This is a genomic window from Myxococcales bacterium (genome assembly GCA_016703425.1).
Lineage (GTDB): Bacteria > Myxococcota_A > Polyangia > Polyangiales > Polyangiaceae > JADJCA01.
The window spans coordinates 147,422-170,059 of record JADJCA010000018.1 but is presented as its reverse complement, the minus strand read 5'-3'; the positions used below and the strand labels follow the sequence as shown (position 1 = coordinate 170,059).

Genomic DNA, 22,638 nt, shown 5'->3' with positions numbered 1-22,638 from the left:
ACCACTGACGGCGCTCCGCGCCCCGCGCCTCGACGCGCTCCCGTCGCAAACCCAGTGGGTTAGACTCCCTCGCCCATGACGACGCCGCCGACGCCCGAACCCTTCAAGGTGTGGACCGACGGCGTTCGCGGCTCGCGCTACCTGCACGGTACGAAGGCCGACCTCAGCCGGGCGACTTGATCGAGGCGGGGCGCGCATCAAACTTCGGTGAACGAAACGCCGCCGCCTTCGTGTACCTGACGGAGACGTTGGACGCCGCCACCTGGGGCGCGGAGCTGGCGGTTGGCGATGGGCGCGGCCGCATCTACATCGTCGAACCGACGGGCCCCATCGAGGACGACCCGAACCTCACGGACAAGAAGTTCCCTGGCAACCCAACGAGGTCGTACCGCACGCGGGAACCCCTTCGCGTCACAGGAGAGCTCGCCGACTGGAAGGGACACTCGCCGAAACAAATCCAGGCGATGAAGGACGGCCTCGCGCGTCTCGCCGCGCAGGGCATCACGGCCATCGAAGACTGACGCGCATTCGCCTACGCGCGACGCGCTGCGGCGCGCGCCCATCGATCACTTGCCGCAGAAGAGCGCGACGTAAGCCTTCGCGCGCTCTTCAAAGGTCCCTTCGAGGCACACGGTCGCTGCGTCCGGTAAGTCGCCTTCCAGGCAGCGGGTTGCCGCGTCGTTGTGCGACGCACACGCGTCGTTGTCGGCTTCCGCAAAACACTCCCTCCGTGCGTTGAGGGCTTTCGAATCGTCTTTTGGCACCGGACAGTTGGCCGCGCACGCTGTGTTCGTGCACTCGCGTTGCGCTTGGAGCTTTGCGCCGCATCCGGCAGCCGACACATTGCTCGTCGCGTGCGCGATGCATCCGGACAGGTTGAGCTCCAGGAGGGAGCCTTCGCGGACCACCATCGGGCCGTAGACGCTAGGGGCTGGCTCTTGCGTTATCGCGCACGACACGCAGGTGCCGTTCTCGTTGGCGGTCAAGAACTTGTCGCAATCGGCGAGGTTGGCGCTCGGGTCGAACAGGCAAGCTGCCAGCTTGCTGATCTGGCTCGCGTCGCACACACCTTGTTTGGTTGGGCTAGGCGGGACCCACTTCGGCGTGAAGCTCGACATGTCGTCGGGCGCGCAGCTCTTCGTCGGCGACGACGTCCGCGCGTCGGGTGTCGCGGCGTTGGAAGCGCCGCCGTCCTGGTCCGCCGGCACAACCCCGGCGTCACGAGGGACATCGGCTAGCGGGTTGGAAGCGGCGCTGCACGCCGTGCCAGAGACGATCGCGCAGAGCATGGAGGCGAAACGATTGAACGTGGAGGAACTCATGCGCGCGCGGAGCGCAACGTTCGTGCCTTACGGCGATCGCGGGTTGCTCGCGGATTCGGCATCACGAGCGGTGCGCGTGGTGACGCGGTGCACGACCTCACCGTTACGAATGCGCGAATGCCGTGCGCGAACAGGGGCGATCGCGAGCGACGCACCCGGCCAGGACGGCCGACGATCTGCTCAGTCGTCCAAGGTCCAGCGCGCAGAGGTGAGGTCGGCTGCGTCGCCTCCGCCGTCGCTCACCGTGACGACCGCAGCGCAACGGAGGACGGGCGTTTCGAAGCAGCCGTCGCTCTTGCGAGCCCCTTGCCCGGGGTACTGGCAGCGAAGGCCAACGTTCGGGCAAGGCGAGCCCCAGACGGAATCCGCGTAGCCGAATGGGCACCCCGCCTCGTTCTCGATGTTCGGGTAAGCGCAGGGGCCCGGTCCACTGCCTCCACCCATGGTGCTCGAGTCGCAGTTCGGCACGGAGTCGTGGCGCCACTCGAGGCAGCCGTTGGCGTCTCGCTCTCTGCGCCAGTTGGTGGTGCACGGGAAGTCACAAGCCCGCCCGCAACTGCGCGAGCCGCCGAGGGCCATGCAGCCCGACACCGCGGGGCTGATGGGGCAGCAGCCGTTCTCGTCTTTGCCTTGGGCGTCGGGGCCGGCGTCGAGGGCCGCCGTGGACTCTGCGGCAACGGCGCCGCAGGCGGTGAGGAGAAGCGAAACGACGAGGCGGGCGACGATGTGCTGCATGCACGCGTCTCCGCAATGCTCGGACCAAGGCGACGTGCGCGGGTCTCCACACGAATCCCCCAAAGGGGGTGCCGCCATGTGCCCGACGGGATCCGGGGATCGGCGGATGGAAATCGTCACGTCCAAACGCTCCACACCGGCGCTCGCGCTGACGGACTTCGTGCGCGCCGCCAAAGTCTCGCCTGGCACACGGCGGCACACGGGGCCGCGTGGCTAAGTCCACGGGACGCCACGATCTCGCTCTGGCATCGCCTTCGCAGCGGCAGGCCCATGCACTCCGCTCGTGTCCTCACGATCCTCACATCGGTCGCGGTTAGCTTTGCCGGTGCGCTGTCCGGCTGCAGCGGGCAAGGTGGCGCCTCTCACCCGGGCGAGCCCGGCCAGCTCATGGACAACGGCTTCGAGTCTGACGACCCCACGGGCCGGAGCCAAGCGCGGGCCAGCGGTGGCGCCGACAGCGCAGATGCCAGCGCGAGCATGGCGACGGCACCCGGGGCAGCCGCAAGCGAGAGCGCCTCCAAGGACGCGAGCCGCGCCATCGAAGAGGCCGACATCATCAAGGTTGAGGGCACGCACCTCTACGCGCTCTCGCGCTACGGCGGCCTTTCCATCGTCGACGTATCGAATCCGGACGCGCTGCGAGTCGTGGGGCGCAAGCGCACCGAAGGCACGCCGTTCGAGATGTACGTCCGCGGTGGGAAGGTCCACCTCATGCTCAACGAATCGAGCCGATACGTCCGCTCCTCGGGCGGCGCGGGCGCGGCCATGGTTGGGCAGTGGATCCAGACCAGCGCCGTCAGCGTCCTCGACGTGACGAACCCGGCGGCCATCGTCGAAGTGACCCAATACGACGTGCCCGGCAGCATCGCCGACTCGCGCCTCGTCGGCGACGTGCTCTACCTCGTCACCCACGAGAACGGCTACTGCTGGAGCTGCCAGCAGCAGCCGGCGACCATCGTCTCGAGCTTCAACGTGGCCGGGCCCCAGGTCACGAGGGTCGCTTCCCTCGCCTTCCCGGGCAACACGTACACGTGGCGTCGCAGCGTGAGCGCGACGAACCAGCGCATGTACATCGCTGGCCCCGAATACACTTGGAACGGCCAGGGCCAGAGCGGTTCGGTGATTCAGGTCGTCGACATCTCCGACGCCGGCGGCAAGCTCGTGAAGGGCGCCGACGTGGCGGTCGCAGGCCAGATCAACAGTCGCTGGCAGATGGACGAGCACGCCGGGGTCTTGCGCGTCGTGAGCCAGTTCCAAAACGGCGCCGGCGGCACCGCCATCAACCCGAAGGTCCAGACCTTCACCGTCGCGAGCGCGAGCAGCGTGACGCCGCTCGGATGGACGGAGCTCGTGCTTCCGAAGCCGGAGATGCTCCAAAGCGTGCGCTTCGACGGCGAGCGCGGCTACGCCATCACCTCCGAGCGGACCGACCCGCTCTTCACCATCGACCTGTCGAATCCGGCGGCACCAAAGCAAGCCGGGGAGCTTTCCATGCCCGGGTGGATCTTCCACATGGAGCCGCGCGGCGATCGGCTTGTGGGCTTCGGCTACGACGGGCCGGGGCGCGACTCGCCGCTCGCCGTGTCGCTCTTCGACGTGTCGAAGCTCGACAAGCCCACGATGCTGAAGCGCGTCACCTTCGGCTCGGGCTGGAGCCAGCTCCCGGAGGATCAAGACCGCGTCCACAAGGCGGTGCGCGTCGTCGACGAAGAGGGGCTCATTCTCGTTCCCTTTGCGAGCTACGGCTCATGGATCGGTTCGACGTGCAGTCAGCCGGAGAGCGGGATTCAGCTCATCGACTACTCGCGCGACGGGCTCGCGCTGCGGGGCCTCGCGCCCCAATACGGCATGCCGCGGCGTGCCCTCATCCACGGCGGTCGCCTCCTCGCGATGAGCGATCGCACGGTGACGAGCTTCGACATCACGGCGCGTGACCAGCCCGTGAAGAAGCACGAGATCGACCTCTCGAACCCGTCGTATCGGTCCGTTGAGGTCGGCTCGCACGTGGCGACCGTGACGAACGACTGGTGGACCGGCGCCGTCTCGCTGGCGCTCACGCCAAAAGACAACGCCGACGACGCCCAAACGACGGGGCGCGTCTCTCTCGAGGCACTTGCGCCCAAGACGCAGGGCTACTGCGGCGGCAACCGCTCCGTGTGGACGAGCTGGTACCAGGCCCGCCTGTTCGCCAGCGGCAGCACGGTCGTGCTCACGGTGCCGGTCTACACCTACGACTACAGCTCGACGGGGGGGAGCAAGCAGTCGGCCACGCTCATCGTGGCGACGCTCGACGCGTCGAACCCAGCGGCCCCGAAGCTCACCGGCACGACCACGTTGGCGCTCCAGACCAGCAAGAACGGCTACGGCAGCTACGGCTTCTGGGACGGTTACGGGTACTACTCATATTACGGCGGGCAGTTGACGGCCGGTGGTGACGCCGTCGTGCTCGATGGGACGCGGCTCGCGTACCTCGAGGTGCAGAACGAGTGGACGCCGATCTCGCCGCGGCCCACCACGGGCGCGACGCAGTCTCTCAAGGTGAACCGCCGGCTCCACGTCGTCGACGTCGCCGACGCCACGGCGCCGACGGCGCTCGCGGCCATCGACCTCGGCGAGAGCCTTGGCTCGTCGCCGCTCGTGGTGTCGAACGGTGTGGCGATGACATCGCGCTGGCTGCCGTCGACGAAGACGCCGGGCAAGGTGCGCTTCTACGTCGACCGGGTGCGCCTCGGCGACGCCGTGCCGCAGCGGCTCTCGTCCCCCAATGTGCCGGGCTCGCTCGTCTCGGTGGACGAGCTCACGGGTCGCCTTCTCACCACCGACTACTCGGTCTCTCACGTCCCAGCGAAGGACTACGCGGATTGCCAATGGCCGGGCTCGCGCGCCTTCTTCGACTACGAGGGGAAGGCTTGCGTGACCGTAACGCGGACTTTCGCGCTCTCGGACGTCTCGGCAGCCTCGGTCACCCTGCGCAGCACGCTCACGCCGGCCGCGCAAAACTTCTCCGGCGTCACGGCGGCGGAGGATCGGCTGTACGTCGCGCGCTCCGCTTCGTATGACTACTCGACGTGCACCAGCAGCACGGGCGGCTCGCCGTGTGTCCCCACGCTCCGTGAGCCGGGGGGCCTGTGGGCCATCGGGGGCATCCGCGACGGCGCCCTCGCCATCGTAAGCTCGCTCGACGGCGACACGCGGTGGCCCGTGGCGGCGCGCGGCTCGAAGGTTGCGATGTACACGGATTCGGGCCTGACGATCTACGACACCAAGACGAAGGAGCCGACGGTCGCCGGCGCCATCACGCTCCGCGGCTACGGCTACACGTCCCACGTGCTGATGACCGACACGCAGGCCGTTTGCTCGCTCGGCGAATGGGGCCTGCAGTCGGTCACGTACTGATGAGTCACGCAGGCCTACGCCGGCGTGACGTCGACCTCGTAGGTCATCGATTCGACGTCGAACGCCTCGGGTAGGTCAAGCTTCCACACCGCTTCCCGCAAACACGCCTCCACAGCCACGTCTCGCGCTGGCGTGTGCACGATGCGCGTGACGTCGACGATCTCCACCGACGTCGTCTCGAGGGTCACGTGCATGCCGCCGCGCGCGCCACAGGACTTGGCGAGCGGCGCGAGGAGCGTCTTGAGGAGGGCTTCGTGATCGACGTCCGCACGACGGTGAACCGACGTCGCGCCCATCCGGATCGACGGGCTCTTCGTGCGGAAGCCTTCGCCCGCACCACTCTCCTCGAGGCCATCGGTCGACGGCCGGACGCCGGGCTCGATCGCCAGGTAGCTCGTCACCGGTGAGACGGCGCCCCCTTTGAACGCCAACGCCGTCATCTCTGCCGGGCGGAGCTCACCCAGGAGCGACGAGCCGAACGCGAGCGCCGCCGAGCGCCGCACCTCCGCCGGCTCAGCACCGATCCGAAATCGCGTTGGTGTCGACCAGAGCATGCCGTCGATGGTGAGCTCCTTCGCCTCGAGGGCGTCGACGGACCAAGCTTCCAGGCCCTGCCCTTCGTGCAGGGCGCCGTCCGTCAGGGGTGCGAGCGGCGTCTCCAGGCCGGAAATCGCGACGCCGTCGATAGTGACCGGACGCGCGAGCGCCTCCATGGCCGCGCGCGACGCCGCGTCGACGCGATCCGGGTGGGACGCCTGCCAATAGACACCGCCGGTCGCCTGCGGGAGGCGCGCCCACGTGGAGTCGTCATCGCGCGACAGCGCCGGCCTACCGTCGCTGACGGTTGCGACGTGGACGATGGCGTCGCTCTTGCGCTTGGTGAGGGCGAGGCGCGTCACGTCGAGCGCTGTGCGCGTTCGAAGATCAGAGACGAGGAGGAGGCGCTTGACCCGCTCCGGTCGCGCCGAGAGGAGCGCGTCCGCCTCGGCGAGCGCGTCGTCGACGCGGCTGCCGTTGGCGACGGGAATGGCCGCGTAGAGAAGCGCGATCGCTGCAGCCGTCGGCACGGGGCGCGGCGTCAGCCGGTGGACCGCGCGATCGAAGGTGAGGACGTCGACCGAGGCGTTCTTGAAGTGGGACAGGTACGCGCGCACGAGCGCGGCCTCGCTCGCGATGGTCGCTCTCGCGGATCGTGACGCGTCCAACACGACCACGACTGCCGCGCCGTCCGGTACCTCGGAAATGCGCGCCGCGACATGCACGCGCGCGTGGGTCATCACGCGGTCCTTCGCCATCGTGAACGATGCGAGGCTCCCTTCGAGCGGGCGACCGGCTCCGGGCTTCAGCTTGACCGTGAGGTCGGCGTCGAGTCGAACAGGAGCCTCCGAAGCCGGCACCCCGTTGACGAACACGCGATCGCCCGGGCGTGCGGCGCGCACGAACACGGCCGCCGTCGCCGTCGCCGTCGCTGCCGCATCGCCGGACGGCCCCGGCACCGTGAAGCCGTGGAAGCCGGATTCGTACCGCGTCGGAACGAGCATCGTGTACTCGACGACCTTCTCGCTCTTCGGGAGCACGGGAAACACCTGCAGCGCGAGCAGACTCTGCGAGCGCCACGAGAGGAGCGCCGGATCCTTCGGGGTGAAGCCGCCGAGCCCGGTCAGCTCCTTGTACTTTGCAGCGGCCGCCTCGGCCTCCATCAGCTCACCGTTGAACCACATCGGCGCGCCGCTGGACGACGCTCCGAGGGTGCGGAGACCGGTCGCCACGCCCCCCGCCGGGACGCCGAGCCAATACGTCGCCTGATCGCTGCGGGCGCCGTCGTTCTGAATCGTACGTTGGACGACGATGCGCGCGAAGCCGCGGTCGACCGTCACGGTGGCGCGGTGGGCCCTCTCGCGAAGCTCGAAACGTGTGCCTTCCAGCGAATCGCCCCGCACCGGCACCGACACCAAGACCGCCCCGATCAGGATCGCCGACGACACGAGGCGCATGGCCGAGCGACACACGCCGCGGCGCGCGAGTTCCCGAAGGGCGACGATTGGCTTGAAATAGCGCGCGAACGAAGTCTTCTAGCCTCAGCGGAGCGTCACGCCAATTCACGCAGGCGAATCGTCCGCGCCGAGCGCTGCCGGAGCACGAGCGGACACGGAGCCGGCTTCGCCTCTAGGGCTCGCTCACGCGTCAGCGTGATGGCGCCGTCGCGGGTCAGCTTGAAGAAGTGCTCGCGGTGGCCGCAGCCCGTCGACTCAACGCGAAACACCCAGCCGTCGGAGGCCGACTCGAGGTTTCGGTCTCCACATCGAAGGGGGCCGCGGTTGACCTGGAACCACGCGACGGCCTCCTCGACCGTCTCGAGCGGCGCGACCGCCACGCGGAGTTCCTCGAGGGTCGCGATGGGGACGACGGCGTCGCCACGTGTGACGAACCCGAAATCACGGTCGTGACGAAAGGCGCCCGAGTCGGGCGGGTTCCAGCCCGACGTCGCTTGGAGGGAGCGCTCCGTCACCTCTCGCTGGCAGGCGTCCCGATCCCGGGCTCCGCTGCACGGCTTGCCAGCGGCGCCCAGTGTCACGACCTCCGGCCGGTTGAGGCCCTGCGGTTCGTCGGCGTAGAAGAATGCGATCCCATCGACGCCCGACGCGGGAGTGAGTCCCGCGTAGCGGTCGAGCGATGCTGGAGAGGCAACACACGGTGCCGTCTCGGGCAGCTCGGTCGCGTCGAGGTCGCCGTTGCATCCGGGGAGCAGCAGGAGGGCAACGATGCAGGTCGTCAGGTGCTTCATGACCCCGACGCAGCAACCCGCGTGCCGCAACGAAAACGCCGCGAGCGAGCGCGCCCTCCTGATCTCGCCCTGAATTTCCTGCCCTCGGCGGCACAGTGCGGCGCAGGCCGAGGCCCCGTTACGCGGGCTCGTGCGGTCCGAGCAAAACCTCGAGCGCGTCGAAGGAGCCGGTCCAGCCGAGCGTCATCCCCGACCGCTCCTGCACGAAAGCCTCGACCTCCGCGGCCGTCGCTTCGCCATGCGGCTCCGTCGTCACGGTCACGCGCGTGCGGTCCGCCGCCTCTTCCGTCAGGAGCACCGTGGTGAGCAGCATCGCCGGCCAACAGTCCGCGCCGGGCGCGGGTGCAGGCTCCTCGCGCTCATTGACGAACTGCTGCACGTACACGACGCGCCGCGGCGGCTCGATCGCGAGGTACTCGGCGCGCACGTGCATCGTGCCGTGCGCGCCCGTGATGGCGAAGAGCGCGCTCTTGCCCACGGCGATCTCCGGGCGAAGGAAGCGCATCGTGCTCCCCGTTGGCGGGAGCCACTTCGCGAGGTGCTCGGGGTTCGTCCACATCTCGAAGACGCGAGCGATGGGCGCCTCGAAGGTGCGGTTGATGACAAAAGTCGCCTTTCCCGTCGTGCCCTCTTGGAGATGTTCCGCGAGCCGGTCCCACGTCGCGTTGCCGCCGGCCTTCTTGATGAACCTCGCGGTTTCGCGCGCGGCCTCCGGCGTCGCCAGCGTCATGCACATCTCCATCGTCGTCTTGCCGTTCGCCTCGTTGAACGTGACGTTCACGCGGAAGAGCGGCGGCGTCGTGTCGGTGGCACCGTGGTCGTAGACGAGCCTCTTGTACGGCTCGACCACGAAGTACGTTGCGATGTTCGGGTAGTCGACGCCGTCGGGGCCGTGCATCGTGTAGCGCCACGTGCCGCCGGGGCGGAGGTCCTTCTTGTGCGTGGTGAGCGTGAAGCCGCGTGGGCCCCACCACTTCTCGACTTGCTCGAGCACCGTCCACGCCTCCCACACCACGCGCACGGGAGCGTCGTAGACGCGCGTGAGCCGAATTTCGTTCGAGCTATTTCCTGAACCCATGGCGCCGTCCCTTTGTCTTCGAGGTCTTCGCTTTCGCGCGGTTGGTCTTCTTGGTCGCGGTCTCGGGGGCAAGCGCCGAGGCCTCTTTCATGACGCTCTTGAGGTGCGCATCGAGGCGGTCGAGTTGGTCTTCCCACATCGCGCGGTATCGCTCGATCCAATCCGCCGCGGGCTCGAGCGCCTTCGCTTCGAGGCGGCACGGGCGCTCGCGTCCGTCGCGGCTGCGCGAGATGAGTCCGGCGCGTTCGAGCACCTTGAGGTGCTTGGTGACCGCCGGGCCCGACAGCGCGAAGGGCGCGGCGAGCTCCTTCACCGGCGCTTCGCCGTTCGACAAGCGCGCGAGGATGGCCCTCCGGGTCGGGTCGGCTAGGGCCGAAAAAACCATCGAAAGGTCGCTCGCGAGCACGGCTCATTGTTTACCGAATGGTTAGATAACCTGCAAGTGAACTGTTGCGCCCCCCAAGGCCCCGTCGGCTCGATGATTGCTTCGCGCCGTGGCACCAGGCGACGGAGGAAACCGATGGCAGCGAAGAAAAAGGCCACCAAGGACCGAGAGCTTTTCCCGAGCGAGGTCGCTCCGCGCGTTCCTGACAAACTTCGCGAGCAATTCACGTCGACGCTCCCGCAGTACGAGGGCTGCAGCGCGTACGGGCTCCCGTACCGCTCGGCGACGGACAAGCTAGCGGTCGCGTTCGACCCGCACGGCGCGTGGGACCTCATGGACTCCTACGGTGACAGCTTGCCGGAAACGGCAACGTTCGTTCCCCTCGCCACGCTCCGCCGGGGCGACACGGAGTGCTTCGCCGTCGATCCAACGGCGGCGGGATTTCCGGTCTATTTCTTCGAGCACGAGGCGGGGTATCACCCGTTCGCCCCGTCCCTCGAGGCGTTCTTGAAGCAGCTGCTCAAGAAGGGCGAAAAGTCTCCCTTCGACAAACTCGAGAAGGCCGTCGAGAAGGCCGAAGCGCTCCTCGAAAAGGAGAAGAACAAGGAGGTCGTCGCCCTGCTCGAGCCGGCACTCGTTGGGTTGCCGCGCGTGAAGTACGGCGACAACGCCGCCGACGACGTCGCGCGGGCCTACAACCAGCTCGGCCTCGCGTATCGAGAGGTCAAAGAAGACGGCAAAGCTGCCGCGGCCTTTGAGCGCTCGAAAGAACTGGGCGAAGACAGCGCCACGTTGAACCTCGCGAGCCTCTACGAGGACAAGAAGGACTTCGCCAAGGCCATCGAGGTCGCCGAGGATCTACGCGCCCGCGCCATCGTGGGCCGCGATCCGTACGAATGGTTCTGGGCTCGCAACTACGCCGGGCGCGGCTACTTGCGCACCGGAGACGTGACGCGCGCGATGCGCGCCTACCACGAGATTCACGACAAGCTCGCCGGCAAGCACCTCAAGTACATCGCCGAGGCCAAAGAAGGTCTGGGCGAGCTCGTGGCCGAAGGTGGACCGAGCGCCGAGGTCGCGCGGTCCATCGCCGTGTGGTTGACCCGCGTGCGAACGCCCACGCCGGGCGAGGTCGAAAAGAACCGCGCTCTATGGACGGCGCTGCCAAAGTCGGTGCGCGAGGCGCTCGCCAACGGCGCCGGGCTCGAGGCGAAGCCCAGCGACCAAGATCTCGCCACCCTCGTGCGCTCCACGAGCCTCGACCTCGACGAGGCGAAGGTCTCGGACTTCTCGTTCCTCGCCGCGTTCACGCGACTCGACCACCTGAGCGCCGACAAGAGCGCCGCAGAAGACCTCTCGACGCTGCCGGCGCTGCCGAAGCTCGAGTACCTAAGCCTGGACGAGGGCAAGCTCACCTCTCTTGCGGGCATCGAGCGAGCCCCCAACCTCGAACATCTGCAGATCAACAAAAACCGGCTCACCGACATCGGCCCGCTCGCCAAGGTCCCGCGCCTTCGCGAGTTGCAAGTTTCGAACAACAAGGTCGTGGAGCTGGCGCCGCTTTCGAAACACGTCGAGCTGGAGGAGCTCGCGATTCGCGACACGGCGGTCGTCGACCTCACGCCCCTCGGTGGCTGCACGGTGCTCGAGAAGGTGGAGTTTCTCACAGCCAAGATCGCCACCGGGCTCTCGGCGCTCGTGCCGCTCACGCGGCTGCGCGAGCTCGACGGCGTCAGCTGGAAGGTGCCCGACAAGGACGCCCGAGCGTTCCTCGAAGCGCGGCCCGACGTGGAGATCGACATCGACGGATACAAGCGCTGGCCGCCGCCCGAGACGACCGACGCCGATCGCGCCTGGTGGAAGACCTTCGCGAAGAACCCAAAGTTGCGCGACGCCATTCGCAGCGATCGCATGGGGACCGATTCCGTCGACGAGCAGCTCGGGAAGCTTCACGTCGAGGACTTCCTCTCGATGAGCGACTCCGGCATCGAGTCGATCGCCGAGCTCGCGACGTTCGCGCAGCTCGAGTTCTTGGACGTTTCGCGAAATCCCGTCGCCGACCTCGCGCCGCTCGCCGAGCTCGCGCGGCTAAGGCGTATTCGTGCGGCAGGCACACGCGTCGAGATCATGGCGTGCCTCCGGAGGCTCACGCGCCTCATCGAACTTGGGCTTTCAGGCTCGCGCCTGGCTTCACTCGACGGGGTCGAAGGACTCGTCAGCCTCGAACATCTGACGCTCGACGACACCAAGGTGGCATCGCTTGAACCACTCGCGACCGTCGGGGCGCTTCGGCACGTAACCTTTAGCGGGGCGCCCATCGCGAGCCTCGCGCCGCTTTCGAAACACGCCCGCCTCGCGTATGTCGATTGCAGCGCGTCGAAGATCACGGACCTCAGCCCGCTCGCCGGCTGCACGCGCCTCACAGAGGTCCACTGCTGGGGGCTTCCGGGGCTCGCAGGGCTGATGAAGCTCGCGGGCCTGCGGCAGCTCAACGCGGTCTACAGCCGAGGCTCTTTCAGCGCGGCGGAGCTAGAAGCCTTCGCCAAAGAGCGGCCCGACGTGAACGTCGACTGAGGAGGTTAGGACCATGTCCGAAAGGTTCGTGCGGGGGTGGAAGCTCAGTGTCGCCAAGCTCGCGGGTCTCATCGGCACAGGCGCGCCCACCGCCGCCGAAGTCCTCCGCAGCGAGGCGAACGCAAAGTGCCTCGACGACGTGCTTGCGAGCCTCGGTCGTGGCCACCAGGCCGATGGCGCTGCCAAGGCAACGCAGGCCTTGGAGGACATCTTTCGAGGCGTGCCAGCGAAGGAGCGCGCCGCCGACTACGCCCGCGTGACCGAGCTCTGCCTCAATCACCTGGGCGAGCCGCTCGCCGTGGCCTACGAAACTGAGTGGCGTGAGCCGACGGACCAAATCGTCTTGCAGGTCACGTATGACCTCCCCAACGACACCCACGGGCGATGGAACCCGGTGCTCGAAGCGTGCGGTCTAACGAAACTCGCCGCGACATGGGCTCAGCCGAACCTCGACTTCCCCTGGGCCAGTGGCCAAGCTCCCGAGCGCGGAAGGTGGCCCTGGCCGGTGTGGACGGTCGTTGGCGCCTCGATGCTCGGCGAGCTTGAGGCGGAGCTTGGGGGGCTATCGCGGGCAACGGTCGATGCGCTGCCGGACGAGTGCCTCGCCGACCCGGTCTCCGCAGAGTGGGCCGCGAGCTGCCGGGAGGAGCTATGGCTGGGGCTCGACCGGCTTCGGGCGTGGGTGGTGTCGGCTCGCGCCGCGACGCTGGAGCCCACGGGGCTCGCCGTTCTGCCCTCGGCAAACGATCTCGTGCTCTTGATGGACGGCGACCAATAGCGCCTCGGCGTCGTGTGCGTCGCCCCGAAGGTCGGCGAGCTGGCGTCGCTGGCGCGAGCCTTCGGGGGTGCTCGTGACCCCGTCTACCTGCGCAACACCACGCACTTCATCTCGCCCGCGGGGATCTTGTCCCACTGCGAGGCGAACTCGACCACGAGCGTGACGCCCGTCTTCTTGTCGGTCCACTCGAGGTCGTCGTCGTCTTCTTTCGTCGGTTTGCCGAGCAAATTGATGACGTCGCCGCGGGATTGCGTGAACGCGAGCCCACGAGGTAAGGCGCCGGCGAACTCGGAGAACGAGACGTCGCGGCCGAGCGCGTAACTCCACCAGCGGTTCTTGGCGCGATGAAACCGAACGCTCGCAAAGGTGCGAACACGCGGTGCCTTGTCGTCTTCTGGCATCGGGAAGGCGAACGAGTAGCCGTGTTTCGCGACGAAGAGTCGGTTCAACTCGCTGTCGTCGGTGAGCGCGGCGAGGTCGATGCCGAGCTCGTTTGCGAAGGCCACAACGGCCGGGGCGTCCTTGGGTTGACCGAGCAGCGCCATCGTCCGCTCGGCCATGTCGGCGGGGGGCTTGCCAACGGCGCCGACCTTCTTGGATGGCGGCCTCTTGGCCTCGGCCCGGACTTTCGCGACCCATGCCGCGATGTCCGGCGCCCTTGCCGTGGAGGGCTTCGCGCGTCCTTTGACGAGCCAGTCGCGGAACGACGCGAGCGTGCCCTCGTCGCCGCCGCCTAGTTCCGCGATCCCCGTCTCGCCGCTCGCCCATGCGAGGAGGAACGTGTCGAGATCCGGTGCGACGTTGCGCCACGTCGACTCGTCGACGCGGGCGATCACCGACGGCGTGGCGCCGCTGTGCTTCCAGAGTCCCACCTCGGTCGTGACGTCGTCCACGAGGTCGCGCGCGGCCATGAAGAGCACGAGCACCTTTCGGAGCTCTGCGTCGACGGCGTCGTCGCCCGTCATGGAATGGCGGTAGCCGAAGAGAGAGAGCTCGTTTTCCGTGAGCCCGCCTTCCGGCGCCTTGGCCAACCACTTCGCGAACGGCTCGAAGCGCGGAGGGAAGGCGAATCCCTTGGGCGCTTGCGCTCTCACGGAAGCGAGGTCCACGCGGACGCGCTCCGCTTTGGCGAGCGCGGCGCTGGCGGCGCTCGCGAGCTTCTTCTTTCTCGCCGCGGGCGACGCGTCATCGACGGTCTTCTTGAACCACGACTTGAACGACGGCGCCGTCGCGCTGGACCTCTTGGCGCCCTCGGCGGCGAGCCACTTGGCGAGGGCGGGTCGGGCCGACTCGACGTCATCGTGCTCCTCGTCGAGATCGCCTATGCCGCACTTGCCGCGGCTCCACGCGAGCAAGAACGAGTCGAAATCTGGCGCGACGTTCTTGAGCTCACCTTCCGAGCCCAGGAGCACGACCGCGGGGCCCTTGCCCCCGTGGTTCCAAAGCGCGAGACGCGAGCCGTCACAGAGCGTGAGGAAGATGCCGAGGGAACGTCGGAGCACGTCGGTGGCCGCGGCGTTGTCGGTGTAGGTCACGTCGAGCGGCTCGCTCGACAACGCGTCGAAGTAGCCGAGGGCGCCGCGAGGCACCTTCCCGAGCCACTTGCCAAACGCCAAGAGCCTCGCTGGCGGTGGCATGTCTTTGGGAAAACCCTTCTTGAATGACGCGAGGTTCACGAGGACGCTCATGGCGCTGCATTGTGCGCGTGCGCGGCTCTGCGCTCAACCGGCCAGGCTCGCCTCGGACAAAATCAAGCCGCCCAGTCCCGCGCGACGCGTGCTGCTGGTCCACCCCGTTTCAGGAAGCGTAGGATCGTCGCGATGCGGTCACCATGGAGGCGCGCGCGCTTCGCAGGGGCGCTGGCGGTTGCCCTGCTCTCTGCGGGGGCGTGCCGTGCGCCGACGCAGATCACCCTTCGTCTGACGACGGATGTGGCCTGCGCCGACCTCAAGGGCACGTCGATCTACAAGGGAAGCGCGGCAGGCGACTCGACTCCGGTTACGTCGACGCGCAACTGTGAGAACGGCGCCTCGCCAATGAACATCGGCACCTTGGTGCTCGTGCCTAGCGGAAGCGACAAGAACGCGCTCGTGACCGTCTCGGCCGTGGCCGGCGTCGACATTCCGAGCGTCGACTGCGCAAAGGCCGACTTCGCGGGTTGCATCGTCGCCCGTCGAAAGCTCCGGTTTGCGAAGCATGAGCCCGTTGAGCTGCCAATCCTGCTCTCCCGCTCTTGCGTCAGCGTTGTCTGCGGCAAGGACGAGACGTGTGTACCATGCACTGAGTCGCCCTGCGCGCCGCCGCGTTGCGCGCCGGCGGAAGAGCCCAACGCGTGCGATCGGCCCGGGGGCCAGTGCAACGTGGCCAGCGCCAGCGGCAGCGTTGACGCGGGCGGCGTGGACGCTGCGGGCGACGCAACGCTGAGCGACGGCGGTGCGAAGTCGTTTCGACTGGCCATCGTCGAGGACAGAGTTGGACGAACTAGCCGTGCCCGCGGGTTGGCCGCTACGCCGTCCCGACTCTACTGGACCTACGGCACGAAGCTCCGGTCGGTGGACCTTAGCGGTGCGCTGGACGGGGGTGGTGCCACCGACGAGCAAGATCCGTTTGCCCTGCCCGCACAGCTCGGTGCAGTTGACGCGGTGGACTTAGCCGGTGGCCCATGGGTCGCCGTCAGCACGGGGGTCAGCGTGGCCTTGCGCGACCTGACGCAAGTCTCCGGCACCGACTTCGGCGATGCGGGTGCGCCCGCCGTGGCGTTCACGGACGACGACGTCGGGCGGATGTTCCTGACCGGGAACGTGCCGCGACTGTGGGAGCCGAACGGCGCCGGTGTGATCGACCTCAGTGGCATCCCGGGTAGCCCTGGCGGTTACGCGCATCGCGTCGCGCCGGGCATCGTGCTCTTCGGCGCCGGCGGCGCCGTGGGCCGCTACGCGCCAGCGATGAACCCCGCCACCGAAGACGCCGGCGCTGGGCCCGCGGGGAAGACGGTGCTGGCCGCCGCGATGAGCAACGGCAACGTTTACGTGACGACGCAGCCCTCGACGCCACCCAACGTCTTCGTGCGGCGCGGCGTCGACGGTGCGTGGAGCCCCGTGGGACTCGGCCCACAGAGCGCACCAGGATTTGTACCCGACGCTGAAGACCTCCTCGTGCTTCGCGATCTTCCGGGAGCGCCCGGCGCCCATCTCTTCGTGGCCGGCCAAGAAGGAATTTGGGTCCTGGAGGGCGTCGAGTGAGGAGCGACGGTCCTCGCTCAGGGGCCGGCTACCCCGTCGCCGGGGACGACGCCGTCTCCGGGAGAGCCTCCGGCGCCATGCTCCGGCGGTCCCGACAGCGCCGCAAAGAGCGCCATGAAGAAGCTGATAGGGAGCCCGCCACTCACCTCCGTGAGCTCCTCTGCGTCGAGCGGTTCCAACGGTTGGACGAGAGCGTTTCGATTGTTCATGCGCGATCTCCTTCGGCTCTCGTAGGTGCACGCGACACGCCACCGGCAACCCCCTGAAAAGCGCGGGGCGACGGCGACGCGCCCCACCAACGCCGCTGCACCTCCGGTGCAAAATGCACTCCGTGCGCAACGGTATTTTTCAGGATCGCGCCGCATTTTCGGGAAAAAACAAGCCGGAATCGTGGGCACGGACTCTGCTTCGTCGTCACGCAGGAGAACTGATCATGAACCAGAACCTCGTCCAGCTCGAAGAAGCCGATCTCGAAACCGTCAACGGCGGCAACATGATTGTCCGGTTCCTCCTCGAGCTGGCGGCGACCTACGCGCTCGAGGGCATCGCGAGCTCGGGGCCCGATACCAGCGGCTACAACCTCGGCGACCTCAACGCGCCCTGAGCGGAGCCGTCCCGGCGCGCCCGCGCGGCGCGGCCCGTCGTTCTCAAACAGGGATCCCCAAGAGCGCAGCGCGCCATGAAGGGGGAAGAATATCGACGGGCCCGCGCGCGGATCGGGGTGGCACGGAGAATGGAAAGAGGGGGCCATCATGCGCCGCTTGCTCCCTACCTTCGCCCTCACGCTGTTGGCCGCCTGCTCCGCCTCGACGGACGAAGACACGAGCGATGACGCCGTCTCGGACGAGGTCAAAGTCTTCTGGGCCGACGCGACCGATCTCAACCTCTCGGATCTGAGCGGCGTTCCTGGCAAGCTCGCCACCGATCAGTTCAACACGCTCTTCGATGAGGCCACCGGCGCGCGCCTCGACGAGACGAAGGTCTACGCGGCGGCGGCGGAGCCGAATCGCCTGCTGCCCGACTCGGTGGAGGTTCACGGCCTCGACACGATCGTTCCGCTTCTGGAGCGCGATCTCGGACAGCCCGAGCTTGGCACGAGGCTCAACGCGCTTCGTCTCGCGCAGCTCCGCTCGGGGGCCGCGAAGTATTACGTGGAGTCGGGCTTCGCGCTCAAGCTCGGCGTCGACCACGACTGGTCTTTCAACACGCCTGGCCTCGCCGGTGGCGCGGCCTCGGTGGGCATCACGGCCGGTACGGCCATCGAGACGCGCGTGCTTATGGCCAGCGACGATGCGCACGTCGAGGCCGCCGTCCGCGCGCCCCTCGCTGCCGCGAAGGCCCTTCGGGGCTTCGTGGCGCCTCGCTCCATCGACGACGTGCGTCGGATGTTGCCGGGCGAGGCCTTCGCGCTTCGCGGCAGCGGCAAGCTCGCCACCAACCTCGGGCTCGGGGTTCCGGTCTTTGCCGCCGGCGGGCCGCTCTTGAACTACCAGATCGCCGTTTCCGCCGGCATCGCCGCGGCCATCGAGGGGCGCGTCGACGTGCAACTGATTCGTCTCGATGGCGACGAAGTCATCGTCGACGTCGGCGTTGACCGCATCAAGAGCCTGAAGCTCCACGCGGCCGTCGAAGACGGCTTCGGCATCAAGGCGCGCTGCAAGGTCGACGGCGAAGACAACGGTGAAGACGGCAAGGGCAAGCCGTGCCTGCGCGACGTCAACCTCGGTGGTCAGGCCGTGAACCTGGCTCGCTTCGTGGAGCGCGGCGTCGAGCGCCACCTCACGAATCACTTTCAGTCGCGCGCGTCGGTCTCTTACGAAAAGGAGAACGAGCGGGTTGGGCTCACGCGCATCCACTTCCACTTGGACCGCGGCGATCGGGCCCAGGTGGCCACGGCGCTCACGCACGCGCTCAAGTTCGACCTTCGGCTCGCGGAGGCGATGGCGAACCGTGACTTGGGCCAAGCGAACGCGGCCGTCACCGTCGACTTCGACGCGGTCCGCAAGGCCTCGTCTTCGACGCTCGACTTCGGCTTCAAGCTCGCGGGGATCGACATCTACGATCGCACCGTCGCCAAGAAGACGGGGACGTTCGTGCTCCAGACGCCGGAAGGCGCCACGGTTCTCTCCTTCGACACGCTCCAGAAGAGCCGCAAGCTCTTCCAGACGGATCACGGCTACACGCGCGTCGGCGTGGGCGCGCTGTCGATCACCCCGAAGGGCTCGAGCAGCGCCACGAACCTCTTCGTGCGGACGCAGTTCGGCGACGCGCACGTGCACGACGATCGCTTCACCGACGGGCTCGACGCCGTCCTCCGGGGCGTCGGTGGCGCCGCCGCCGTTGCCTCGCTCGACGCGGCCGGCGGAGAGCTTGAACGCACCGTGTCTTCGCGTTGCGCGCCGGCCATCAACGAAGCGGGCCAGGCTGGCAATCCCGACGACGAGTGCAACGTCGCGCTGCTCGCCGACCCGAGCATCAAGGCCCTCCGCGATCGCGGCAACCAGGCGCTCTCGTCGAGCGTCAGCGCCTTGCCTGCTTCCCTGAAAGCCCTCGTGCTCGCGGCGGGCAACATGCGGCTCGGCTTGCAGTCGACGTACATCAGTCCCGGCGCCGCGAGCGTCGATGGCGTGGGGCTGTCTCTCACGGTCGACCAGCGGTTCGACGAGGGCGCGCTCGACGAGCTCACGCGGCGTCCCGGAGCCGAGTACCGAAAGGCGCTCGTGGACTACCTCGCGGCGCTCGTGGTGGAACGCGGGCGCATCGGTGAGGGAGGCATCACGCGCGAGGCGGCCATCGCCCGCGTGGAGAGCAAGTACCAAGAGCGCATCGGTCGCATGGAGCGCGCGTTCGTGGAGGGATCGGCTGGGTATCGCAAGCTCGCCGACGCCGAAACGCGCATCATCGATCGCCTCGCCGGAAAGCGCTTCGTGGCCACGCCCGTCGGGCTCCGTCTCGCGACCGACCGCGCCGCCGCCGGTGACTACGAGGGCGCGCTCTTGGCGTCGCCGGCGCACGAACGCTCAAAGGCCATCGCGGCGTTCTACGACGCGCTGGTGAAGGCCGCCGACAAGTCCGACGCGGACGTTCGCTTGTACAAGGAGCAAGCGGCGGCCCTACCGCTGCTCTCGCTGGTCTCGCCGAAGCGGCTCAAGGTTGGCCTCACGGTAGAGCTCTCGAACGTTCAAGACGAAAAGAACGCAACCCGCGACCGCTTCCGGAAGGCCCTCGCGCCCATCGATGTGACAGGCGCGGGCCCGGAGGCGTCGAGCCTCTCGCTGGGGGATTGGGATTTGGATGCGGTGCTCGGGAATCGGGCGAAGGAGAAGACGGAGTAGGGGGGACACAGGGTGCTACGCGCGACGCCGACCTCCGCGGCGATGCGCTTCGTGCCCCGGCCGGCCTCGGGCAGCAGCCGCAGTTGCCAAACTACTCCCGGCTCGACCATCGACACTTACGCGAGCCGCGGTGCCACGAGTTTCGTCGAATCCATCAATAGTTTCGATCCCTCCCCGGAACGGGACGCGGCCAGGTTTAGTGTCGCGATGTATCAGTGCTACTGACGCTCAACAGTGCGGCTGGGCTCGCCCGTGATTGCGCACCAACGCTTAGGCGAGCAGCCGCGCCGCGCAACACGGGCATTTCGAGCGTTGCATGGGGCTCCACGCCGCTTGCAGAGCCGAAGCCGCGTTTGCAGGGCGCGCGCGGCTGCGAAAAGCGCATAGCGAGGCAGCCATCAAGCCTCGCCCCGCGGCTCCGCACGGACCCTCAGCCGAGCGGCCACAGCAAGAGACGGTAGGGCTCCCACGCAAAGACGAAGTCGCGCATCACACGGACCGCTTCGACGGGGCTGGCTTCGCCGTTCGGCGCTTCGTGATGAAAGTCTGACCAGATCACGTGTTCGCCTTCCCGAGTCACGCGAGTCGTGACAGCCCCGCACCCGAGGTCCGCGCACTCGGGGCATATGTAGAGCGGCACGCGGCCCGACTCGAAGGCCGGCGGGGCTCGCAAAAGCAGTTGGCGCGCGTATCCCTGCTCATCCTTCCGGGGCAGCCAGCCGAGCACAGACACGCGATCGCCAGTCTTGATGAGATCGGCGAGCCGCCTTCGACCGATCTTGTAGTCGAGGTAGTGGCGCTCGGCGTGATGCGCTCCGCCTGCCCGCACGGCATTCGTGAGCGTGAGCACATCGCTCTGTGGGTCGCGCACGCCTCTTCCTTACACGAGAACGGAACCCCTTGCCGACCCCAGGAGCAGGTCCGCGCCCGGTTCGCCCCGCCTCACCCCTCCGCGAGAACCTCTTGCACCGACGCTGCGGTGGCGGCTCTGCGAATCCAGCGCGTCAGCACGGCATCGTCGGTGCACGTTGCGATCGTGTGTTGTTCCTCCGGCGAAACGGCGAGGCCGCGAGCCTCGAGGACCGCGATCAGATCGGCGATGCGCGCGCGACGTCCCTCGGCGAGTCCTTCCTCACGGCCCTTTGCCTGGTGCTTCTTGGCGAAGTCGCTCTTGAACTCGTACTTGCGGATGTCCATCAGCTCCTCCAGCGCAACCTTGGCAGCGGCGGTCACGGCGTTCAGAATCACGTCGGAATATAGCACCTGGGTCTCATCGGCCAACGTGGCCACGGCCAGGAGCGCCACCTCTCCGAGGCGCACGCCGTCGCGCTCGCGGCCATGCGCCAAGACCGACAGCACCGACAGCTCGGGCGCCCGCTTCGCCTCGTCCTCGCCCGTAATGCGCGGAATCGCTGCGGGCCCCAGGACCAGCGGCACGAACGTGAAGCCGGGCCCGAGCGGCACCGGCCTGAGGCACCACGTTGCGAGCGACTCCCGGGGCGCAACTACGAGGACGCAGACGGGACAGCGAAGTCTCGCGCGGAGCGTCGCCGCGTACACGGGCCACGAGTAGCGCTTCGCGACGTCTCGATCGAGTTGAACCTCGACGACGATGCCGAGCGCGGCTCGGCCAGCACGTTCGAGCACCACGACGAGATCCGCTCGGTATTCCGTTGGCGCGACTTGGGTTAGATCCGCTGACTCTGTCCGCACCGTCCGGTGCGCGGGCACCGCCACCCCGAGGAGCTGAAGGAGCTCCGCGGCCAACGCCGGGCGCGTTTGGAAGAGCGACAAGAGCACCTCGTGCTCCAGGGAAGGCATGACGTGTCCATCGGCCGCCCGCAGCGGGAAGTTGCGGGGAACGTCAGAATTTGCGTCGTCGAGGCCTTCAGTCGTGGCGGCCCCGTCCCGCGCACCGCGCGCAAGAAATCCCCGTGAACGCGTCCGTCGCCCGTGGTCGAATGCGGGGCATGCGTTCCTCGTCTTCGCTCGCCCGCGGTACCACGGTCGCGCTTGTCACGGCGCTCGTGACGGCGCTCGCGGCGTGCCGAAGGCCCCCGCCGCCGGAACTCCCGGCTGCACGTAGTGAGCTCGCCTCCCGCGCGGCGGCCGTCTGTGTGGCGCCCGCGTCGAGGCCTCCACATCGGCCTTCGTCCGCGAACGTGAAGCCGTCGGACGTCGCCCTGCGCGAAGCGCTCCTCGCCGTGTGCGAACAAGCACGCGGGGAGGGGGAGCGCGCGTGCGACGGCGCCGCTGCGACGAGCGAGCCGTGCCGCGCCGTGGTCGCCGCCGCGGACAAGTACGTGCAGAGCGCACGCGAACGTCTCGCGGACGATCGCCCGGTGGTTGCCTTGCTGCGCCGGAGCGAGCTGCTCGTCTCGGCCCCGGCGGTCAACATGGAGAAGCCCTCTTTCGACGGTGCCGTCGCGGTCGTGGCCGCGGCGTCCTCGCGTCCGTGCGAGCTGTCGAGGCTTGGCCTGGAGAAGCTCATGCTCGCCGCTGCCCGACAAGCGAGCGCGGCGCGCGATGACGCCACCGCCATGGCGCTCTGCGCGGACGTCGCGGCCCTTGAACGAGACCGATTTCTGGTTGGCGACATGACCGACGCGATGATGGGCGTCGCGGCTCTAGGGCTCCTCGACCAGACCTGCCGCCCGCTGGCAGAGGCAGCGCCCGACGCCGCCGTCGCGCCGCTCCGCGCGGCGACGGCAGTCATCCGCAAGGGTTGCCCTGCGGCACTCGACGACGCGATGCAGCGCGATCTCGACGAGGTGTTCTTGGTCACGCTCGGCGTGTTGCGCGGCGAGAGCGTTCTTCCGCCGTGCGATCGGGCCAAACGCCTGCTCGAGCGCTCACCGCGCGCGACCACCAACGCTGAGCTCCAGTCCCACGCAGACGCGTACCGCGCGTACAAGAACGCGCCGCGCCCAGACCGCGCGAAGTACGACGCCGAGTACGCCAAGGCGCTCGGCATTCTGGACCGATTCGTCATGGTGAGAGGGCGCTAG

Annotated in this window: 17 protein-coding genes and 1 pseudogene; 8 read left to right on the top strand and 10 right to left on the bottom strand. The window is 68.1% G+C overall.

The features are described from left to right. Positions 1 to 75 precede the first annotated feature (75 nt). Positions 76 to 521 (top strand): annotated as a pseudogene (arr, locus tag IPG50_30655) (NAD(+)--rifampin ADP-ribosyltransferase). Between the two features lie 45 nt (positions 522 to 566). Here arr and IPG50_30650 read toward each other — a convergent pair. Together IPG50_30650 and IPG50_30645 are read right to left on the bottom strand one after the other, a co-directional pair. Next, complete coding sequence (locus IPG50_30650; protein ID MBK6696518.1) at positions 567 to 1,322, bottom strand: hypothetical protein; 756 nt, start codon at positions 1,320 to 1,322, stop codon at positions 567 to 569. A gap of 180 nt (positions 1,323 to 1,502) precedes the next feature. Then, a complete protein-coding gene (locus IPG50_30645) occupies positions 1,503 to 2,057 on the bottom strand; it encodes a hypothetical protein (GenBank protein ID MBK6696517.1) in 555 nt (184 codons plus the stop codon). A gap of 270 nt (positions 2,058 to 2,327) precedes the next feature. Here IPG50_30645 and IPG50_30640 point away from each other — a divergent pair, with 270 nt between their 5' ends. Beyond that, the gene (locus IPG50_30640) at positions 2,328 to 5,453 is read left to right on the top strand and encodes a beta-propeller domain-containing protein (GenBank protein ID MBK6696516.1); all 3,126 of its coding nucleotides are present in this window, start codon (positions 2,328 to 2,330) and stop codon (positions 5,451 to 5,453) included. 14 nt (positions 5,454 to 5,467) lie between these two features. Here IPG50_30640 and IPG50_30635 read toward each other — a convergent pair whose 3' ends face one another. The 4 genes from IPG50_30635 to IPG50_30620 all read right to left on the bottom strand — a co-directional run bounded on the left by IPG50_30635 (position 5,468) and on the right by IPG50_30620 (position 9,701). Next, positions 5,468 to 7,447: a hypothetical protein gene (locus IPG50_30635; GenBank protein MBK6696515.1), complete on the bottom strand. Its 1,980-nt coding sequence runs from the start codon at positions 7,445 to 7,447 to the stop codon at positions 5,468 to 5,470. 95 nt (positions 7,448 to 7,542) lie between these two features. After that, positions 7,543 to 8,238 carry a hypothetical protein gene (locus tag IPG50_30630; protein MBK6696514.1) on the bottom strand — a complete coding sequence of 232 codons (696 nt, stop codon included), beginning with the start codon at positions 8,236 to 8,238 and terminating at the stop codon, positions 7,543 to 7,545. 118 nt (positions 8,239 to 8,356) lie between these two features. Continuing rightward, positions 8,357 to 9,316 carry an SRPBCC domain-containing protein gene (locus tag IPG50_30625; protein ID MBK6696513.1) on the bottom strand — a complete coding sequence of 320 codons (960 nt, stop codon included), beginning with the start codon at positions 9,314 to 9,316 and terminating at the stop codon, positions 8,357 to 8,359. Next, positions 9,300 to 9,701, bottom strand: a complete 402-nt coding sequence (locus IPG50_30620) for a winged helix-turn-helix transcriptional regulator (protein ID MBK6696512.1) — start codon at positions 9,699 to 9,701, stop codon at positions 9,300 to 9,302. Before IPG50_30620 ends, IPG50_30625 begins: the two co-directional genes overlap by 17 nt. 135 nt (positions 9,702 to 9,836) lie before the next feature. Here IPG50_30620 and IPG50_30615 point away from each other — a divergent pair, with 135 nt between their 5' ends. Beyond that, complete coding sequence (locus tag IPG50_30615) at positions 9,837 to 12,275, top strand: leucine-rich repeat domain-containing protein (GenBank protein ID MBK6696511.1); 2,439 nt, start codon at positions 9,837 to 9,839, stop codon at positions 12,273 to 12,275. Positions 12,276 to 12,288: 13 nt separating this feature from the next. Further along, positions 12,289 to 13,053 carry a hypothetical protein gene (locus IPG50_30610; protein MBK6696510.1) on the top strand — a complete coding sequence of 255 codons (765 nt, stop codon included), beginning with the start codon at positions 12,289 to 12,291 and terminating at the stop codon, positions 13,051 to 13,053. 83 nt (positions 13,054 to 13,136) lie between these two features. Here the strand turns inward: IPG50_30610 and IPG50_30605 are convergent, their stop codons facing one another. Further along, complete coding sequence (locus IPG50_30605; protein MBK6696509.1) at positions 13,137 to 14,741, bottom strand: hypothetical protein; 1,605 nt, start codon at positions 14,739 to 14,741, stop codon at positions 13,137 to 13,139. A gap of 132 nt (positions 14,742 to 14,873) precedes the next feature. On the opposite strand from IPG50_30605, the gene IPG50_30600 reads away from it, so the two are divergent. Beyond that, complete coding sequence (locus IPG50_30600) at positions 14,874 to 16,295, top strand: hypothetical protein (protein ID MBK6696508.1); 1,422 nt, start codon at positions 14,874 to 14,876, stop codon at positions 16,293 to 16,295. Between the two features lie 17 nt (positions 16,296 to 16,312). Here IPG50_30600 and IPG50_30595 read toward each other — a convergent pair whose 3' ends face one another. Further along, positions 16,313 to 16,504, bottom strand: a complete 192-nt coding sequence (locus IPG50_30595; protein MBK6696507.1) for a hypothetical protein — start codon at positions 16,502 to 16,504, stop codon at positions 16,313 to 16,315. A 224-nt stretch (positions 16,505 to 16,728) separates the two neighbouring features. Here IPG50_30595 and IPG50_30590 point away from each other — a divergent pair, with 224 nt between their 5' ends. Further along, positions 16,729 to 16,899 carry a hypothetical protein gene (locus tag IPG50_30590; protein ID MBK6696506.1) on the top strand — a complete coding sequence of 57 codons (171 nt, stop codon included), beginning with the start codon at positions 16,729 to 16,731 and terminating at the stop codon, positions 16,897 to 16,899. A 148-nt stretch (positions 16,900 to 17,047) separates the two neighbouring features. Continuing rightward, on the top strand, positions 17,048 to 19,630 hold the full coding sequence (locus tag IPG50_30585) for a hypothetical protein (GenBank protein ID MBK6696505.1): 2,583 nt from the start codon (positions 17,048 to 17,050) through the stop codon (positions 19,628 to 19,630). Positions 19,631 to 20,060: 430 nt separating this feature from the next. On the opposite strand, the gene IPG50_30580 is transcribed toward IPG50_30585, so the two are convergent. After that, entirely contained in the window at positions 20,061 to 20,501 is a 441-nt protein-coding gene (locus IPG50_30580) for a hypothetical protein (GenBank protein MBK6696504.1), read from the bottom strand. A 71-nt stretch (positions 20,502 to 20,572) separates the two neighbouring features. Continuing rightward, positions 20,573 to 21,451 carry a hypothetical protein gene (locus tag IPG50_30575; GenBank protein ID MBK6696503.1) on the bottom strand — a complete coding sequence of 293 codons (879 nt, stop codon included), beginning with the start codon at positions 21,449 to 21,451 and terminating at the stop codon, positions 20,573 to 20,575. A 149-nt stretch (positions 21,452 to 21,600) separates the two neighbouring features. Between IPG50_30575 and IPG50_30570 the strand changes: the two genes are divergently transcribed. Then, complete coding sequence (locus IPG50_30570; protein MBK6696502.1) at positions 21,601 to 22,638, top strand: hypothetical protein; 1,038 nt, start codon at positions 21,601 to 21,603, stop codon at positions 22,636 to 22,638.

Coding starts and splice junctions, on each gene's coding strand:
- IPG50_30635 (MBK6696515.1), bottom strand. CDS start 7,447: ATGCGCCTCGTGTCGTCGGCGATCCTGATCGGGGCGGTCTTGGTGTCG.
- IPG50_30605 (MBK6696509.1), bottom strand. CDS start 14,741: ATGAGCGTCCTCGTGAACCTCGCGTCATTCAAGAAGGGTTTTCCCAAA.
- IPG50_30610 (MBK6696510.1), top strand. CDS start 12,289: ATGTCCGAAAGGTTCGTGCGGGGGTGGAAGCTCAGTGTCGCCAAGCTC.
- IPG50_30575 (MBK6696503.1), bottom strand. CDS start 21,451: ATGCCTTCCCTGGAGCACGAGGTGCTCTTGTCGCTCTTCCAAACGCGC.
- IPG50_30625 (MBK6696513.1), bottom strand. CDS start 9,316: ATGGGTTCAGGAAATAGCTCGAACGAAATTCGGCTCACGCGCGTCTAC.
- IPG50_30640 (MBK6696516.1), top strand. CDS start 2,328: ATGCACTCCGCTCGTGTCCTCACGATCCTCACATCGGTCGCGGTTAGC.
- IPG50_30600 (MBK6696508.1), top strand. CDS start 14,874: ATGCGGTCACCATGGAGGCGCGCGCGCTTCGCAGGGGCGCTGGCGGTT.
- IPG50_30585 (MBK6696505.1), top strand. CDS start 17,048: ATGCGCCGCTTGCTCCCTACCTTCGCCCTCACGCTGTTGGCCGCCTGC.
- IPG50_30570 (MBK6696502.1), top strand. CDS start 21,601: ATGCGTTCCTCGTCTTCGCTCGCCCGCGGTACCACGGTCGCGCTTGTC.
- IPG50_30630 (MBK6696514.1), bottom strand. CDS start 8,238: ATGAAGCACCTGACGACCTGCATCGTTGCCCTCCTGCTGCTCCCCGGA.
- IPG50_30620 (MBK6696512.1), bottom strand. CDS start 9,701: ATGGTTTTTTCGGCCCTAGCCGACCCGACCCGGAGGGCCATCCTCGCG.
- IPG50_30645 (MBK6696517.1), bottom strand. CDS start 2,057: ATGCAGCACATCGTCGCCCGCCTCGTCGTTTCGCTTCTCCTCACCGCC.
- IPG50_30650 (MBK6696518.1), bottom strand. CDS start 1,322: ATGAGTTCCTCCACGTTCAATCGTTTCGCCTCCATGCTCTGCGCGATC.
- IPG50_30595 (MBK6696507.1), bottom strand. CDS start 16,504: ATGAACAATCGAAACGCTCTCGTCCAACCGTTGGAACCGCTCGACGCA.
- IPG50_30590 (MBK6696506.1), top strand. CDS start 16,729: ATGAACCAGAACCTCGTCCAGCTCGAAGAAGCCGATCTCGAAACCGTC.
- IPG50_30615 (MBK6696511.1), top strand. CDS start 9,837: ATGGCAGCGAAGAAAAAGGCCACCAAGGACCGAGAGCTTTTCCCGAGC.